The sequence below is a fragment of the Thermodesulfobacterium commune DSM 2178 genome, assembly GCF_000734015.1.
Classification (GTDB): Bacteria; Desulfobacterota; Thermodesulfobacteria; order Thermodesulfobacteriales; family Thermodesulfobacteriaceae; genus Thermodesulfobacterium; species Thermodesulfobacterium commune.
Map to the genome: position 1 here is coordinate 1,456,102 of NZ_CP008796.1, position 17,186 is coordinate 1,473,287.

Below are 17,186 nucleotides of genomic sequence, written 5' to 3' on the forward strand. Positions count from 1 at the left end.
ATTAAATAACAAATGATTAACTTATACACTCCTGCAACAGGATTTCCGGATTTAGAAGTTAAAATAGCTTATGGACTTGCGAGGGTCGGGATTGAGGCGTTTGGGATAAATAGAGTAAAAATAATTCCTGAAAAAGGATTTTATTTGGTTTTAATAGATGGAAATATCCCAAAACTCAATGATACTTTTCATAAAATTTCAGCAAGAGTTTTGAGTTCTGATTTTATTCCCCGTTCAACTCCAGGAATAACAGGAAGAACAGCTGATACAATAAAAGTGAGCAAAAACGAAACTTTTGATTTAAGTATATATACGCATATTATAGAAATTGCTGAACACAAAAAATCAGAAAATTTTTGTAGACACAAAGAAAAAATTAAAGTAAGCAATGTCATTGGATTTACTGCCGCTGCCACAACTGGTGTTTTATGTAAAAGAGATGGTCTTGATATTACCTATTATCAAGGAGTACCAAGAAGACCAACAGATCCAAGAGAAATCTGCAAGACTTGTGCTTTATTAGCCCTTCTTGGTATGTGGTATGCTTCTTTTATATTCAATATTGCCGATAAAGAGGTTATTATAACTCCTATACCAAATAATGAAGTTAGCGGTTTAAAATTGCAGGAGATTTTTTCTATTCAGCATCAGATAAGAAAAGAATGGTTTGGGCAAGAAATTCCCCAAGTACTTATTCCTTTGTTCTTTCTTTCAAGGATTCCGTCTTCTGCAGATATTCTTGAAGGATTTGATTTGTTCGTTGCAGTATTAAGCCGTCAACAAGGTTATCATGTGGATGGGATTTATTTGCTTTCTATTGAAAAGTATTTAAACTTTCTAAGAGATAATCCGTTTAATATAGCAAGTATTGATGTAATGCTGCGGAATAATGCTTTTTCAGCTCTTACGGAGTTAAATAATGTTATTTATTATAAAAAAGATTCGATAACAAAATTTGCTCGTCTTTATGTTCAAGAAACATCATCTGACAAGTTCGTTAATCTTCTATATCCACAAACAGCAAAATATCTTTTAAGGGAGGTAGGGATGATTAGACAGGATATAATTGAAAATCCTGCGTTAGCAAGTCTTGCAAGGACTTTGAGATATTTCATCAGAGAGAGAAAATATGGATATGCTGATGACATAAGAAATGCAAGAAAGGACTCAAGGGATTTTGAGGAGACGATAGCCAGAATGCTTAGAGAGGGAAGGTTAAGACTTGAACAAAAAGAAAAAATTCATTTACCAACAGAAGATGAAATAAAAGAAGTATTCAGACTTGCTAATGAAAATTTTGAAGCTACAAAAACAGCTCTTGTTATACTTGCTTTTTCATTTCCATCCAAAGTTGAGCAAACTGCAGAAAATATAGAGGAGGTGTAAAATGCTTAAGTTTGTAACTTTGGCAGTAAAAGTACAGCTTAACGTTCATGACCTTAACAATGAAACAGTAGCGGGAAATGTAACCGATATAAGGGTTATGGAATTTCTGGATGAGAATGGTACGCGAAGGGAGGCTCCAGCGGTTTCTGGAAGAATGCTCAAGCATTGGCATTATGAAGGAATGAGGCATTTGATATTAAATGGGTTATATACTTCAGTTCCACTATGTGCTGGATGTAAAGTAGGAGAACCTATAAGACCAGCTGAAATTAAAAATGGCAACTTGAAACAAATTGCAAAACCTGAAGAGGATGCAATTTTATCTTGCGTTATTTGCGATGTTCACGGTTATCTTATAGCAAGGGAAGCTGAAGGTGAAAGTGATAGAGGTATATCTGCAAGAAGAACTTCTCGGGCAATGTTTTCATGGCTTATGCCTGTTTTAGGTCCAGAGACTACCTCAACCCAAGTTATACATACAAGGGTGTCACAAATTAGAGAAAGAGGAGAGGGCGAGCAAGCAGCTCAAATGATTTTCAACAAATCGTATGCTTCAGGTATTTATGCCTTTGTGTCAGCTCTTGATGTAGATAGAATCGGGCTTGTTGAGTTGAACCTTGGTAGTTCAAATCCTTATGTTATCAATAATAACGATCGTAAAAATAGAATTAAGGTTGCCTTAGAAGCATATCGTTATCTGATTTCAGGACAAATGGGAGCCTCTCTCTCACATGCCATACCTCACATGAACCCGATTGAGGTTTTCGTTGCCTATTCAGAAGTTGGACCTTTGCCTTTCCCTGTGTCACCAATGTATAGTGATTATCTTTCCAAAACTGTAGGGCTTTTTCCCCAACATGCTAAGTTTCTTTACTGGGGGCAAAAAACCCCAGAAGGAGTAATTAAAAAAGAAAAAATTTCCGAAATTTTTGATGAGCTTTTAGGTAAGGTTGAAGAATAAGAGTTTTTAACATGAAAGCCATAGCTTTTAAAGTAAGATTAAATTCTCTTTATTCCATTAGAATTCCCTTTACCTGGCAATCTGCTTTAACTTATCCTGTGTTACCACCATCGGCTGTGATTGGAATGTTTGCTAATGCTCTTCAACGCTACAAGAATGATAGAAATCCTTTAGATTATCTTAATTTAGTGGAAGAAAACATAATTTGGGCTGGCTCAAGGCTCCTTACTCCATGCCTTATCAAGAGTTATACAACCTCTGCCATTACTAAATGGGAAGATCATATAGGTGCTAAATTTACTAATGCTCTGGGAAGACAGTTTGCTTTTACAAAGACTTTAGAAATTGCTGGAATTTTTAAAGATGATACATTAATAAATGAGCTTGTAGAAGCTTTGATAACTTCTCCGCTTACCTGTGGAGATAGTGAGTCAGCTATAAGTTTAGAGAATAAGCCTGAAGACATGATAAAGGAAGTTGAAAAAGTAGATGATTTAGAAAGTATCGTCACTAATTACCCCTTTCCCTTTACCAATGATATAGAAATTAGTGAAGGAAAAGGGCTTCTTTATCTTATGCATGAAAGGTGTAAACCCTCTGAGAAGAATTTTCCTCTCACTCTTTATCTTGTTCCCATAGAAGAAAAAGAAAGAATCCTATTTCCTACCTCCGTAACTATTCAGATTGTTAAGAAAAATTCAGAAAGTCCAAAAGAAGTGTTTAAAATTCAAGACATAGGATATGTCTTAAAAAGCCAATTTAAAAATAGAAGAACAAAAGCTAAGATAAAGAAAAGGAAAAAGAATTAAAAATTTTGAGTTGCAGGATGATATTAAGTACAGGTTTTTTTAAATTTTAATACGAGAATTTTAAAACTATATTTTCAAAATTCTCGTACTAAAATAAAATCATGATTAAAAGAAAATTGTTAGAAGAAATAAAAGGGCATTTGAATAAAAGGGAGATTACTTTTATCGTAGGTCCGAGGCAAGCGGGTAAGACTACACTAATGTTAATGTTTAAGGAATTTTTAGAATTTTTTTACTTCTCAGAGCAAGCTGATAAAGAAGATAGAGCTTGAATTGGAGTTTTACAGGATGCTGGATTTATTTTTGAAAACTTTATTTTCAATTTGCTTAAAGAAAAAGCAAGGCAAAACTTTGCTAAAATTTATTTCTGGAGAACAAAGGATAAAAGTGAGGTAGACTTTGTCGTAGAAAGAGGAAATGAGGTTATTCCTGTAGAAGTGAAGTACAAAAGGCTTACCAAACCAGAGATCACGAGAGGGATGAGAAGTTTTATAGAAAGATATAAGCCAAAGAAAGCTTTTATTGTAAACCTTGAACTTGAAAGCACTTTTTGTTTAAACAGTACCAAGCTTTATGTGGTACCTTATTACAAACTACTGACTGATTGTTTCTTATAAAGATGGTATCCGTAACAGGCACACTTATCTGGTATTACTACATTTGTCCAAGGGAAGTATGGCTTATGAGCAGACACTTAAATCCGTCTCAGGATGACCCTTTTATTGAAATTGGAAGGCTTATAAGTAAGGAAGCTTACCAACGAGAAAGAAAAGAGGTAAGGGTTGAAAATATTGTTATAGATCTTCTAAAAAGTTCAGAGGGTGAAGTTGTGGTAGGAGAGGTGAAAAAATCATCGAAGTATGAAAAAAGTGCCAAGATGCAGATTTGTTATTATCTTATGAGATTAAAAGCACTTGGTATTCTTGCTAAAGGAGTTCTTCTTTTTCCAAAAGAAAAAAAGAGGATTGAGGTAGATCTTACTCCAGAGATTGAAGAAGAATTAAAAAATACTATTGCTGACATAAAGGCAATTTCTGAAAAAGAGACGCCGCCCCCAGCAAAAAAAATTAAGTTTTGTGCAAAATGTGGTTATAAGGAGTTTTGCTGGGCATGAAAAAAACTGTTTATATCTTTACAGACGGAGAACTTAAACGAAAGGACAACACTATTTGCTTAGAGACTTCTAATGGTAAGAAATATCTTCCTGTTGAAAATGTAGCTGAAATCTTGGTTTTTGGAGAAGTAACAGTAAACAAGCGTTTTCTCGAATTTCTCACTCAATCAGAAATAATTCTTCATTTTTTTAACCGATATGGTTATTATGTCGGCTCTTTTTATCCACGCGAACATCTAAACTCTGGTTACATGATTTTAAAACAGGCTGAATTTTATCTTGATAGGGATAAAAGATTTGTTCTTGCAAAAAAGTTTGTTTGGGGAGCTATAGAAAACATCAAAAAAGTCCTTACCTACTATCAGAATAGAGGAAAGAATTTAGAGGAAATTATTGATAAGGTTAACTCTATAAGTGATGGACTTGTAAGATGTAGAAATGTAGATGAGCTCATGGCTATTGAGGGAAATGTAAGAGAGCAGTATTACCATGCTTTCGATAGAATCCTTAATAAGGAACATTTTGTTTTTGAAGCCCGCAGTAAAAGACCACCAAAAAATAGATTAAATGCTCTTATAAGTTTTGGGAATTCGCTTCTTTATACAGTTTGTCTAAGCGAGATTTATAGAACTCATCTTGATCCAAGGATTGGGTTTCTTCATACTACTAACTTTAGGAGGTTTAGTCTTAATCTTGATGTAGCTGAAATTTTTAAGCCAATTATTGTGGATAGAGTGATTTTTAATTTGGTTAACAAGTCTATTATTAAATCTCAACATTTTGAGAGTAAACTTGACGGTATTGTGTTAAATGAAAAGGGGAAACAGGTGTTTATTAAAGAATTTGATGAAAAATTAAAAACAACGCTTTATCATAAAAGATTAAAAAGAAAGATATCTTACAGAAGTTTAATTCGTTTAGAGTTGTATAAGATTGAAAAACACTTAATGGGAGACGAAGAATATAAACCTTTTATAAGTGAATGGTAGGCAATGTATGTGATTTTAGTGTATGATATTAATGAAAAAAGAGTGCAAAAAGTGTTAAAGATTTGTAGAAAATTTTTGCATTGGGTACAAAATTCAGTTTTTGAAGGAGAGATTACAGAAGCAAAACTTTTCAAGCTAAAACAGCAGCTTAACCATGTTATAGATCCTGAAGAAGATTCGGTGGTTATATATACGTTTTTAACTGAGAAGTATTCAAGAAGGGAGATTTTAGGAAAGAACAAAGCGGTTACGGATGTGATTATATAAAATTTCTGTCGATCTTAGATAATGTAAAAGTTCTTGGGGATAGACGAAGGGCAAGATATTAGATTAAATCTTGACAAGCTGGATTTTGGAGTGGTAATTTTTTAAAAAAAGGAATTAGTTCTTTGACAATTGAATAATAGATTTTATAATATTTTAAATGGGTTTTGAGCCTACCTACAAGGAATTGAAACCTCCTGTTTTTCCTGAGTATTCAGCTCTTATTGACCCGGTTTTGAGCCTACCTACAAGGAATTGAAACTCAAGAGACTTGTAATAATTGTCCATCTGGATATGTTTAGTTTTGAGCCTACCTACAAGGAATTGAAACGTGCTTGGTATGATGTTTTAGAGGTTTATGTAGATGGTTTTGAGCCTACCTACAAGGAATTGAAACTAAGCAATTTTCTCAACATCTTTTATCCCCACCTCCGTGTTTTGAGCCTACCTACAAGGAATTGAAACTTTCCAGCCTTTTCCCATCTATTTCGTCCTCAAAAAGTTTTGAGCCTACCTACAAGGAATTGAAACCAAACTACTACCTTCTCCCCCAAATAATTAAAATAAGTTTTGAGCCTACCTACAAGGAATTGAAACGAAGAAGAGGTAGCTCAAAAATTAGGTATTAAAAAATGTTTTGAGCCTACCTACAAGGAATTGAAACGTTCAATACGACACATAGAAGGCTTGTGGGAACTATACGTTTTGAGCCTACCTACAAGGAATTGAAACAGGAAAAAGAAGGATAATTCTTCGGTGGAAAAATAACGTTTTGAGCCTACCTACAAGGAATTGAAACTGAATTTGTAATGAAAAGATGAAGCGAGATGTTTTTGTTTTGAGCCTACCTACAAGGAATTGAAACTGAGAACTGGAAATTATCAGTATTCAGTGCCTGAGATGTTTTGAGCCTACCTACAAGGAATTGAAACATCTATCTGTTTAGGTATCTGAAATTCAATCATTCCGGTTTTGAGCCTACCTACAAGGAATTGAAACTTTACCATGAAGGACCCCACTGATCATTCGGGAAATCGTTTTGAGCCTACCTATAAGGAATTGAAACACCGCTCCCTTTCCTATCCGAGCCAACTCAAAAGAGAGTTTTGAGCCTACCTATAAGGAATTGAAACCTTTAAACTTCCCAATCCAAGGCACAGGAGCCGAATGTTTTGAGCCTACCTATAAGGAATTGAAACACTGTTTAAATTTCTTGCTTGCCTCTTGACTATATTGGTTTTGAGCCTACCTATAAGGAATTGAAACCCCTCAGGTAATCTTGTCCTGAGAACAAAGTGTATGGGTTTTGAGCCTACCTATAAGGAATTGAAACGTTTCACCGTTCAATTCTTGCATATATCTAATTAGGTTTTGAGCCTACCTATAAGGAATTGAAACGAAGATAGCCCAGACCCAGAGCATCCACAGTGCATAAGTTTTGAGCCTACCTATAAGGAATTGAAACATGAGTCTCTTGACATTTTCTAAAAATATGTTAAAAGTTTTGAGCCTACCTATAAGGAATTGAAACATATTAATATACACAACACGTTGCCCTGCTTTATCAGTTTTGAGCCTACCTATAAGGAATTGAAACATTACTCCTTATTTGCCCTTACATGCTTACAGAAGGCTCGATAATTGAAGGAGACTTTTGGCCTGAGCCTGTTGAAGTCAAAAGAGTAGAAGAGGTAGAGGATGGATACCGCATCGTTGGTTCAACGATAATTTCCCGTCAGCATGTAGATGATTTCATCGCCTTTTCAGACCTTCCAAAGATAAAAACTAAAGAATTCTTGTTAAGTTTTACTCAACCGGGCTCTGAAGCCTTTTTAGCCCTTGAGGCTCTTCGGTTTAGGTATGCTTCCCTTTTTGACCCCTTGCTTGCTGTAAACGTCTCCAAAGTCGAGCCCCTACCCTTTCAGATTGAAGCTGTCTATGGCTATATCCTAAAGCTTCCTCATATAAGGTTTCTTCTTGCTGACGACCCCGGGGCAGGAAAGACTATCATGGCTGGTCTTGTGATAAAAGAGTTAAAGCTTAGAGGGCTTGCTAGGCGAATCCTCATCGTTGTCCCAGGTCATCTAAAAGATCAATGGTTAAGAGAATTGCAAGAAAGGTTTAAAGAAACCTTTGTAGTCTTTGATAGATACACTTTAAACGCCTCCTACGGAGATAACTTTTTACTTCGGAATAATCAAGTCATAACCTCTATGGACTTTGCTAAACAAGAAGAGATCTTACCCCTTTTTGCTTCCTCTCATTGGGACCTAACCATCGTTGACGAAGCCCATAAAATGGCAGCCTACAGATACGGTGAAAAAGTTGAAAAAACGCAAAGGTATAAATTAGGGGAAACCCTTTCAAAAACCTCTACCCATCTGCTCTTTCTTACAGCAACCCCTCACAAAGGGGACCCAGAGAATTTTCGCCTACTTCTTGACCTACTTAAACCTGGATTTTTTGCAACTTCTGAGATGGTTGAAGCCTCCTTAAGAGACCAAGATAACCCTCTTTTTATAAGACGGCTTAAAGAAGACCTAAGAGATTTTGAAGGCAAGCCGTTATTTACCAATCGCTATCCTAAAACCATTAAGTTCACGCTTTCTGACGAAGAAAGAGAGCTTTACCAAGAGCTTTCTCAGTATGTCGTTGAGCAATACAACAAAGCTTTGACCCTTGATAAAAAGAGAAACATTGGTTTTGCCCTTCTAATACTTCAGAGAAGAATGGCCTCAAGCACTTATGCCCTCCTTAAATCCCTTGAGAGAAGAAAAAACCGTCTTGAAGACCTGCTTAAAAGCCCTGAGCTTGATAAAAAACTTACTAATTTAGAAGACTTTGAAGAAGTAGAAGATTATCAGGAAAAAGAAAGATGGAAAATAGAAGAAAAATGGGAAACAATTAGCTTAGCAAGAAACAAAGAAGAGCTAAGAAGAGAGATTTGGACAATTGAGAGACTAATAGAAAAAGCTAAAGAAATATTAGCAGAAGAAAAGGAAGTAAAACTATCTGAATTAAAGAAGGCTATTGAAGAGGGGTTTAGAAAGCTAAAAGAAGTTGGCGGAAACGAGAAAATTTTGATTTTTACAGAATCTAAGGACACTTTAGAATATCTTGTAAACAAAATTAAATCGTGGGGATACTCTATCAACTATATTCATGGTGGAATGGATTTAAGAGAAAGAGTGGAAGCAGAAAGAGTGTTCAGAGATAAAACACAAATTATGGTAGCAACAGAGGCAGCTGGTGAAGGTATAAACCTTCAATTCTGCAATCTTATGATAAATTACGACATTCCTTGGAACCCAAACCGCCTTGAACAAAGAATAGGAAGGATACACCGGTATGGACAACAGAAAGATGTATTTATCTTCAATCTTGTAGCGATTGACACGATAGAGGGAAGAATTTTATCCAAACTCTTCGACAAGCTTGAAGAAATTAAAGAAAAACTTGGTAGCGATAGAGTATTTGACATAATAGGTGAGGTCTTCTTAGGGAAAAATCTGTATCAATTGATCGTAGAGGCTGTAGTGCAGGCAAAAACTTTGGATGAAATCATAAAAGAAATAGACATAGAAGTTGATGAAGAATATATTAGGAAAGTTAAGTCAGCCTTGGGAGAAAGTTTAGCTACAAAGTTTATAGATTATACAAGGATAAAGGAACTTTTTGAAAAGGCAAAAGAAAATAGGCTTATTCCTGAGTATGTAGAAGAATTTTTCAAGAAAGCGTTCACAAAAGCAGGAGGAAGCTATCATATCAGAAAAGATGGTTTTATCAGCTTAGAGGCTCTTCCTTTTGAGCTAAAAAACATAGCTCAGAAACAAAACATAACTCTTGCCAAATATCCTAAGGCAACCTTTGATAAGGATAAAGCCTTTAAAAATCCTGATGCAGAATTTATCTCCTTTGGGCATCCGCTTCTTGAAACGCTTATAGATTGGGTACATCAAACCTTTCTAAACAATCTTCAAAAGGGAGCTATGTTTGAAGACCCAGACGGAAAATATAACGGTATCATTTGGTTCTTTGAAGGGGAAGTAAAAGATGGAAAAGGAGAAACAGCAGGAAAGAGGATCTTTGCCATCTACGATGATATGGAAAAAAACTTTACCGAAATAAACCCAGCGGTTATCTGGGACCTAATTCCAATAGATAATCCAACTGAAGTGCCAAACTTAGAAAATCTTAATTCGAGAAAAGAGAATACTAAAAACTTTGCTCGACAACTAATAATGAAGTATAAAAAAGAAATTGAAGAAGAAAGGACAAGGCAAGCTGAAATAAAAGAAAAATACGGTATCAAATCTTTAGAATATCTCATCGATAAGCTAGATGAAGAACTTGTTGTGCTGTATGAAAGAGAGGATAAAGGAAAAGAGGTAAGGTTAGCTATCCAAAACAAAGAAGAAAGAAAAAAATATTATCAAAAGGCTTTAGATGAGCTTAAAGAAGAAATAAAAAGGGAAAAAACTTTGACCATAACTTGGCCTCAGTTCAAAGGGGCAATCTTAGTTAAACCTAAAAAAACAGACCAAATGGTTAGCGATGAGGAAATAGAAAGAATAGGTATGGAAATTGCGATGGAATACGAAAGAAGTCAAGGAAGGGAGCCTGAAGATGTGTCAAAAGAAAACCTTGGGTTTGACATTAGGTCAAGAGGAAAAGATGAGATAAGATACATTGAGGTAAAGGCAAGAAAAGATGAGGGAGATGTAGCATTAACCGTCAACGAATGGCTTAAGGCAAAACGCTTTAAAGAAAACTACTGGCTCTACATAGTTTGCAACGCCATCACCAATCCAACTCTATACATCATTAACAACCCTGCGGAGAATTTGAAAGTTCAAGATAAGGTAGAAGTAGTAAGGTTTATTGTTCCGTTAGAAGAATGGAAGAAAAAAGGAGAGAGGGCATAAGGATGAAAGAGCAAAAGAGCTTTATTGAAGTTACCTTCCCTATAAAAGAGGTTAGCGAAGAGTCAGCAAGGGAGAAGAACATAAGGCATGGGCATATTTCAACCTTACATATCTGGTGGGCAAGGCGTCCTCTTGCCTCATCAAGGGCAACAACTTATGCTGCCCTAATTCCTTACCCATCAACGGAAAAGGAAGCTAAGGAAAAGGCTAAATTCATCGTTGAGCTTTCTAAATGGGAAAATTCTCTAAAAGAGGACCTTATCCAAAAGGCAAGGGAAGACATTCTTAAGACAAACGGTGGGAAGCCTCTACGCGTGTTAGACCCCTTTTCTGGCGGTGGCTCAATTCCCTTAGAGTGCTTAAGGCTTGGGTTAGAGACCCATGCGGTGGAGTATAATCCCGTTGCGGTCCTTATTCTAAAATGCACCCTTGAGTATCCTCAAAGGTATGGAAGACAAAACAAGGTTAAAAAAGATGAAGGCTTGTTCAATTTTGAAAAAGAAGAAAGTCCGCTTATTGCGGATGTCAGGAAATGGGGGGAGTGGGTTTTAGAGAAAGCAAGAGAGGAGATAGGAAAGTTTTATCCTGCAGATGAGGACGGCTCAGTCCCAGCAGGTTATATCTGGGCAAGGACAATACCTTGTCAAAACCCCTCTTGCGGAGCAGAAACTCCGCTTATGCGCCAGTTTTGGCTTGCAAGAAAGGAAAATAAGATGATTTCGCTCTATCCTTTTGTTCATGAAGGAAGGGTTGAGTTTGCTATAGTGAAGAAAAACGGAGATGAATGGCAGGTAGTAGAGAGCTCTATCCCTGGATTTAGCCCGAAGGTTCCCTTTAACTTTGAGCCAGAAAAGGGGACGGTTTCTCGAGCCATCGCCGTTTGCCCTGTCTGCGGGGGCATGGTTGATGACAAGCAAGTAAGAAGGCTTTTTCAAGAAGGGAAGGCTGGGCAAAGGATGGTAGCCGTTGTCTTAAGTAGACCTCAAGGCAAAGCCTACAGGTTAGCAACTAAAAGAGATGTCGAATTTTATAGAAAAGCGGAAGAATATTTGGAGGAAAAGAGGGAAAAGCTCTGGGAAGAGTGGGGAATTGACCCTGTGCCGGATGAAGAAATTGATCCAAATTCATTAAAGCCGAGAACAATGTGGCTATATGGGATGAGTAGATGGGGCGACCTTTTCAACTCCCGCCAAAAGTTAGCGCTGATTACCTTTACTGAAAAGGTCCGTCTTGTGTATAATAAAATGATAGAAGAGGGATACGATAAAGATTACGCTAAGGCGGTTGTGAGTTATTTGGGCTTGGGAGTAAACAGGTTGGCAATTTATGCTACCACTTTTGGATATTGGCATAACACCAGGGAATTAGTAAATCCAGGTATGGGTAGACAAGCTCTAGCTATGACATGGGATTATTCGGAAGTCAATCCTTTTGGTGGTAATGCTGACTGGGAATCTGCTATAAGTTGGATTATTTACGTCCTCTCCCACCTCACCCAAATCCCACCGGTGGAGACTGAGGAATGATGGATAAAGAGACCGCAAAAAAGGTTTTAGAGATAATGCTTACCGCTGATGGGGGATGCGAATATTGCGTTAGAAACCTTTATCTGCAGTTCATAAAGGAATTCCCGCAGTATTCTTACCTTGCCAGAAAGCTTTATAGGAAAACCTTTAATCAAGAGCTTGTAACCGAAGATATGGCAGAAGATATAATAAAAGAGGTCATCAATGAGACATTAAAAGCATACAACTTGGAAGGGGAAAAGATAATTCTTTTTGGGTCAAGAGCAAGGGGCACCCAAAGAAAAGACAGCGATTGGGATATTCTTGTTGTTGTAAAACAACCTGTTGCTAAAGAAACCAAACAGAAATTATTTAAAGAAATTACCGAAAGGCTTTCCTATTACTTAATTCCTTGTGATGTGATAATAAAATCAGTTAAGGATCTTGAGTTTTACAAGAACTTTTATGGAACTGTCACTTATGAAGCCTTAAAAGAAGGGCACTCTTGAGGTTATAAAAAATGAAAACAATTGAAGAAATAAAGAGAATACTTGCGGAGCATAAATCAGAAATAAGAGAAAAATATGGAGTAGTAATAGTTGGCATCTTTGGGTCCTATGCAAGAGGAGAACAAAAGGAAACAAGCGATATAGATATTATCGTAGAACTTGATAGACCAGTTGGATTAGATTTTTATGAATTTTGGGACTACATTGAAAATCTTTTTGGAACAAAAGTAGATGTTTTAACACTAAGCGCACTTAAACAGAAACCTTTGCTTTGGGAAAAAGTAAAGGACAATATTGTCTATGTCTAAACCTAATAGGGATTGGAAACTATTAATCTTAGACATTTTAGAAAGTATCAATAAGATTGAAAGGTATACTGAAGGAATGGATTACGAGCTTTTTGAAAAGGCAGAACAAACTAAGGATGCTGTAGTAAGAAATCTTGAAATAATAGGAGAAGCCTCAAGCAAAATCCCTAAAGATATACAACAAAAATACAACCATATCCCTTGGGGTAAGATAATAGCAATGCGAAACAGAATGATCCATGGCTACTTTACTATAGATTATCGTATTGTTTGGAAAATTATAAAAGAAGACTTACCTGAGCTTAAGGAACAGTTAGAACAAACTCTAAAAAAGGAGAAAGGATGAAGAAAATCATAATCCCCACAGTCCTTCAAGCCTCAGCAACAGAACTACCTTATCCAGATAACTACTTTGACGCCGTCTTCACCGACCCGCCCTATTATGATAATATCAATTATGCAGAACTTTCTGACTTCTTTTATGTTTGGCTAAAAAGGAGTATAGGAGATCTATACCCAGAATTATTTTCTACCCCATTGGTTCCTAAGAGTAAAGAAATTGTAGCAAATCCGGTAAGACATGGAGGAGAAGCAAAAGCAAAAGAATTTTTTGAAACTATGCTCAAAAGAGCCTTCCAGGAAATTTACCGGGTTTTAAAGCCAAACGGTATAGCGGTAATTGTTTACACCCACAAGTCAACTTCTGGTTGGGAAACAATGATAAACTCCCTTTTAGACTCAGGGTTAGTGCCTACGGCAAGCTGGCCTATTGATACTGAGATGAAAACCAGATTAATAGCTAAAGATTCTGCCGCCCTTGCTTCATCCATCTACATAGTTTGTAGGAAGATGGAAAGGGAAGATATTGGATGGTTTAGCGATGTGAAAAAGGAGATAAGAGAAAGGATTTTTAACAACCTCCTTTGGGAAGAAGGTATTGCTGGACCAGATTTTTTTATTGCCTGCATAGGGTCAGCCATAGAAGTTTTTGGCAGGTATAAAAAAGTTATGGATTACGAAGGAAATGTGATAAGGGCAGATAAGCTTCTTGAGTTTGTGCGAGAGGTGGTAACCGAGTATGCAATAAAGCAGATTTTACACAATGGCATTGCTGGAGAGCTTTCAGCTTTGACTAAGTTTTACATCCTTTGGAGATGGTCTTTTAGGGAAGCTAAGGTTGAGTTTGACGAGGCAAGAAAGCTTGCCCAAAGCATAGGCGTTCATTTAGAAAGAGTATGGAATAGAAGCTTCATCAAAAGGGATAGAAACTACATAAAGGTTCTTGGTCCACAAGACAGAAGATTAGAAGACATTGAAAACATGAGAGAAAAAGATTTGATAGATGTTTTGCATCAAGTTTTGCTCCACTGGTCTAAAGGAAGACGAGATGAGATGAAGAGGGTACTTAAAGAGACTGGATATGGTGAGAATGATGCCTTTTACCGAGTTGCTCAAGCTGTATCCGAAACTTTACCAAACGACAGCAAAGAAAAGAAGCTTCTTGATGGCTTTTTATCAGGGAAAGATAGGCTTATATTGGAAATAAAAGATATAAAGGACAAACAAGGGAGGTTGTTATAAATGAGACCTTTTACTACAGTTGCTGTACCTCATGATGATATCTTAAAAGAGAAACTTACGATGGATGTATTTGCCGCTGACCTATGGCAAGTCTATAAAGGATCTGCTCCAGCCGAATATCAAGACCCAAGAGAGTTTTTTAGGAAGACCTTTTTGACAAAAGGAATGTCTTACTTAATTGATGTGGTAAGGAAAAGGCTTGAAGGAAGGGGTGGGGACTCGGTTATACAGCTTCAGACACCTTTCGGCGGTGGAAAAACCCATTCTTTGATAGCTTTATACCACAAAGCAAAGACAGAATTCAACGCTAAGGTAGTTGTTCTCAGCGGAACTGCATTTGACCCAAGAGACACTTTCTTGTGGGAAGAAATAGAAAGACAACTGACAGGTAAAGTTGATATTTTAAAGGGTAATATATCACCTGGTAAAGAGAAGTTAAGAAAAGTATTAGAAAATCATCAACCTTTATTAATCCTTATGGATGAAATTCTTGCATATACTATCAAAGCTGATGGAGTTAAGGTTGGGAATACTACTTTAGGAGATCAAACCCTGTGTTTTATACAAGAGCTTACTGAGACTTTGTCAACATTATCTAATGCTGTATTAGTTTTTACTTTACCTTCTAGTCTGCTTGAACATTTTGATGAAAAAGGAGAAAAAAGATTTCAACAACTTCAAAAATTTGTTGGAAGGATGGAAAAGGTTCTTACACCGATTGAAGACGAAGAGGTTGCCCATGTAATAAGAAAAAGACTTTTTAAGTATGTTGATGAGAGCTTAGCTGAAGAAATAATCCAGGAGTTTACTGATTATGCAGAAAGAGAAGGCTTTTTAAAAATGGACAAAGTTTTATACAAGCAAAGATTTAAGGCCAGCTATCCTTTTCAACCAGAGGTTATTGATGTTTTATACAAAAGATGGGGCTCTTTCCCAACCTTTCAGAGAACAAGAGGAGTTTTAAGGCTCCTTGCCCTTGTTGTTAAGTCTTTAAAAGATTCAAACTTACCTTTTATCAGCCTTGGGGACATTGATCTATCCAACGAAGAAATTAGAAGAGAGCTTATTAAACATATTGGGTCTGAATATGATAGCGTAATAGCAGCTGACATTACTTCTTCAAACTCTGGAGCTAAAAAAGTAGACGCCTCTCTTGGATTATCCTATTTATCCTTTAGATTGGGCACAAAAATTGCAACAACCATTTTCATGTATTCTTTTTCAGGTGGACCAGAAAAGGGCGCAACTCTTAGTGAAATTAAGCTTTCCTGTGCAAGACCAGAATTTCAAAGTAGCATAATTGTTGAAGCTTTAGAAAAGTTAAGAAATACTCTTTTCTACCTTTCTGACTCCGAAAGCATATATCTTTTCACAAATAAGCCGAACCTTAATCGCATTCTTCTTATCAAGATGGACGGGATAAGTGAAGCAAGATTAATTGAAGAGGAAGAACATTTGTTAAAGCAGGTATTTAAAAAATCTGAACACTTTGATATATATATTTGCCCAAAACATACAAGGGACATACCAGACTCAGAAAAACTTAAGCTTATTATCATGGAAAGCAATAATCCAACAATGATCAAAGAATTCATAGAAACATATGGAGAGAGACCACGAGTTTACCGAAATACTATGATTTTTCTTTGTCCTCTGGAGGGAGAAAAAAGTAAGATTTTGGATATGTTAAGAAAGAAATTAGCCTGGGAAGAAATAGAGAAGGATAAAAATCTTGAGCTCACACCAGACCAAAAAGAAAGAGTAAAAGAAAATATCAAAACCCTTAATGAAGGTATAAAAGAGAGAATTAAGTCAGTATACAGAATTGTATTCTTACCGAATAAAGATGAGCCAGAAAGAATAGATTTGGGAGCTCCTACATATATAGGAAAAAAAGAATATACGGATGAAATCTATACCAGGTTAAAAGAGGAGGGTAAAATTCTTGAAAAAATAAGTCCTCGTCTATTGAAAGAAAAATACTTGAAAATAAAAGATTATGTCCAAACAAAAAACATACTTGATTCATTTTATAAAATTCCAGGAGAATTAAGAATAAAGAATAAAGAGGTATTAGCAAGGGCAATTAAAGAAGGAATAAGATTAGGTGAATTTGGCCTTGGGTATTTAGAAGACGGAAAGATAGAATGTAAGTATTATAAAACAGATGGGGAGCCTTATTTTGAAGAGACAGAGGTCTTAATTAAAAAAGAGCTTTGTGAAGTTGAAAAAAATGAATACAAACCAGAACCGATTTATGATCAACCAGAAACTCCAGGAAAAGGTGCAGAGAAAGTAAAAGAGCCAAGCTCATCTCATATAGTAATAATAGAGCCGTCAACTACTCTACTCAAGTATCGTCAACTTTCTTTAAAACTTTCTATTTCCAGTGGAAAACTATCAGATGTAGTAAAAACAATCAACTTTATTAAGCAAAAATTCTCTAATGTTGAAATAAAGATAGAAATATCAGCCAAGAATGGAGAAATCCTTAAAACAGAATATGAAGACAAAATAAAAGAAGCAATAAATCAACTGGGCTTAGAAATAGAAGATGAAAAGATTGAATAATGAATAGACTACTTGAGCCTGTCTCTGTAGATACAATTATTTTTTGTTAGCCATTTTAAAGCTTTCTTAATTACCATTTTTTTCAAAGAATTTTTCAATTTCTGTTTTTAATTCTTTTAAAATATTCTCTAATTTAGTGCAAGACACTTGTCAAGAGAATTGTGTCTCCTTATAAAATTTCTTTAAAAACATTTGCTTCAATTCGTATAAAGCAGACTTAATTAGAGGAAGTGGTTTTTGCCAGGAGGTAAAATGAAGGGGAAA

General features: G+C 36.0%; 15 protein-coding genes and 1 CRISPR repeat array. All 15 genes read left to right on the top strand.

The features are described 5' to 3' along the window. The first annotated feature begins 12 nt into the window (after window positions 1-12). The 15 genes from csa5 to HL41_RS07475 all read left to right on the top strand — a co-directional run bounded on the left by csa5 (window position 13) and on the right by HL41_RS07475 (window position 16,922). The gene (csa5, locus tag HL41_RS07410; RefSeq protein ID WP_038060502.1) at window positions 13-1,386 is read left to right on the top strand and encodes a type I-A CRISPR-associated protein Csa5; all 1,374 of its coding nucleotides are present in this window, start codon (window positions 13-15) and stop codon (window positions 1,384-1,386) included. Window position 1,387: 1 nt separating this feature from the next. Continuing rightward, window positions 1,388-2,347 (top strand): DevR family CRISPR-associated autoregulator, encoded by a 960-nt coding sequence (locus HL41_RS07415; protein WP_038060504.1) that lies wholly within the window; start codon window positions 1,388-1,390, stop codon window positions 2,345-2,347. 11 nt (window positions 2,348-2,358) lie between these two features. Beyond that, window positions 2,359-3,156, top strand: a complete 798-nt coding sequence (gene cas5, locus HL41_RS07420; protein WP_038060506.1) for a CRISPR-associated protein Cas5 — start codon at window positions 2,359-2,361, stop codon at window positions 3,154-3,156. 101 nt (window positions 3,157-3,257) lie between these two features. Continuing rightward, window positions 3,258-3,428 (top strand): AAA family ATPase, encoded by a 171-nt coding sequence (locus HL41_RS09520; RefSeq protein WP_156095573.1) that lies wholly within the window; start codon window positions 3,258-3,260, stop codon window positions 3,426-3,428. A 27-nt stretch (window positions 3,429-3,455) separates the two neighbouring features. Beyond that, window positions 3,456-3,773, top strand: a complete 318-nt coding sequence (locus HL41_RS07425; RefSeq protein ID WP_268745248.1) for a DUF4143 domain-containing protein — start codon at window positions 3,456-3,458, stop codon at window positions 3,771-3,773. Window positions 3,774-3,775: 2 nt separating this feature from the next. Next, a complete protein-coding gene (cas4, locus tag HL41_RS07430) occupies window positions 3,776-4,270 on the top strand; it encodes a CRISPR-associated protein Cas4 (protein ID WP_038042052.1) in 495 nt (164 codons plus the stop codon). Continuing rightward, a complete protein-coding gene (gene cas1b, locus HL41_RS07435; RefSeq protein WP_038060509.1) occupies window positions 4,267-5,259 on the top strand; it encodes a type I-B CRISPR-associated endonuclease Cas1b in 993 nt (330 codons plus the stop codon). The genes cas4 and cas1b overlap by 4 nt, the downstream gene beginning before the upstream one ends. Before the next feature lie 3 nt (window positions 5,260-5,262). After that, window positions 5,263-5,526 (top strand): CRISPR-associated endonuclease Cas2, encoded by a 264-nt coding sequence (cas2, locus tag HL41_RS07440; RefSeq protein ID WP_028841911.1) that lies wholly within the window; start codon window positions 5,263-5,265, stop codon window positions 5,524-5,526. A 161-nt stretch (window positions 5,527-5,687) separates the two neighbouring features. Next, a CRISPR array of direct repeats spans window positions 5,688-7,120; the repeat unit is 30 nt; unit sequence GTTTTGAGCCTACCTACAAGGAATTGAAAC. Window positions 7,121-7,142: 22 nt separating this feature from the next. After that, the gene (locus HL41_RS07445; RefSeq protein ID WP_038060511.1) at window positions 7,143-10,448 is read left to right on the top strand and encodes a helicase-related protein; all 3,306 of its coding nucleotides are present in this window, start codon (window positions 7,143-7,145) and stop codon (window positions 10,446-10,448) included. A 2-nt stretch (window positions 10,449-10,450) separates the two neighbouring features. After that, the gene (locus tag HL41_RS07450; protein ID WP_081856538.1) at window positions 10,451-11,974 is read left to right on the top strand and encodes a DUF1156 domain-containing protein; all 1,524 of its coding nucleotides are present in this window, start codon (window positions 10,451-10,453) and stop codon (window positions 11,972-11,974) included. Beyond that, a complete protein-coding gene (locus tag HL41_RS09160) occupies window positions 11,971-12,462 on the top strand; it encodes a nucleotidyltransferase domain-containing protein (protein WP_144241984.1) in 492 nt (163 codons plus the stop codon). Before HL41_RS07450 ends, HL41_RS09160 begins: the two co-directional genes overlap by 4 nt. Before the next feature lie 11 nt (window positions 12,463-12,473). After that, window positions 12,474-12,770 carry a nucleotidyltransferase family protein gene (locus tag HL41_RS07460; protein ID WP_038060513.1) on the top strand — a complete coding sequence of 99 codons (297 nt, stop codon included), beginning with the start codon at window positions 12,474-12,476 and terminating at the stop codon, window positions 12,768-12,770. Next, complete coding sequence (locus tag HL41_RS07465; protein WP_038060515.1) at window positions 12,763-13,116, top strand: HepT-like ribonuclease domain-containing protein; 354 nt, start codon at window positions 12,763-12,765, stop codon at window positions 13,114-13,116. The genes HL41_RS07460 and HL41_RS07465 overlap by 8 nt, the downstream gene beginning before the upstream one ends. Next, the gene (locus HL41_RS07470; RefSeq protein ID WP_051754584.1) at window positions 13,113-14,351 is read left to right on the top strand and encodes a DUF1156 domain-containing protein; all 1,239 of its coding nucleotides are present in this window, start codon (window positions 13,113-13,115) and stop codon (window positions 14,349-14,351) included. The genes HL41_RS07465 and HL41_RS07470 overlap by 4 nt, the downstream gene beginning before the upstream one ends. Further along, the gene (locus HL41_RS07475) at window positions 14,352-16,922 is read left to right on the top strand and encodes an ATP-binding protein (protein ID WP_038060516.1); all 2,571 of its coding nucleotides are present in this window, start codon (window positions 14,352-14,354) and stop codon (window positions 16,920-16,922) included. It abuts the gene before it with no gap. The last annotated feature ends 264 nt before the right edge of the window (window positions 16,923-17,186 follow it).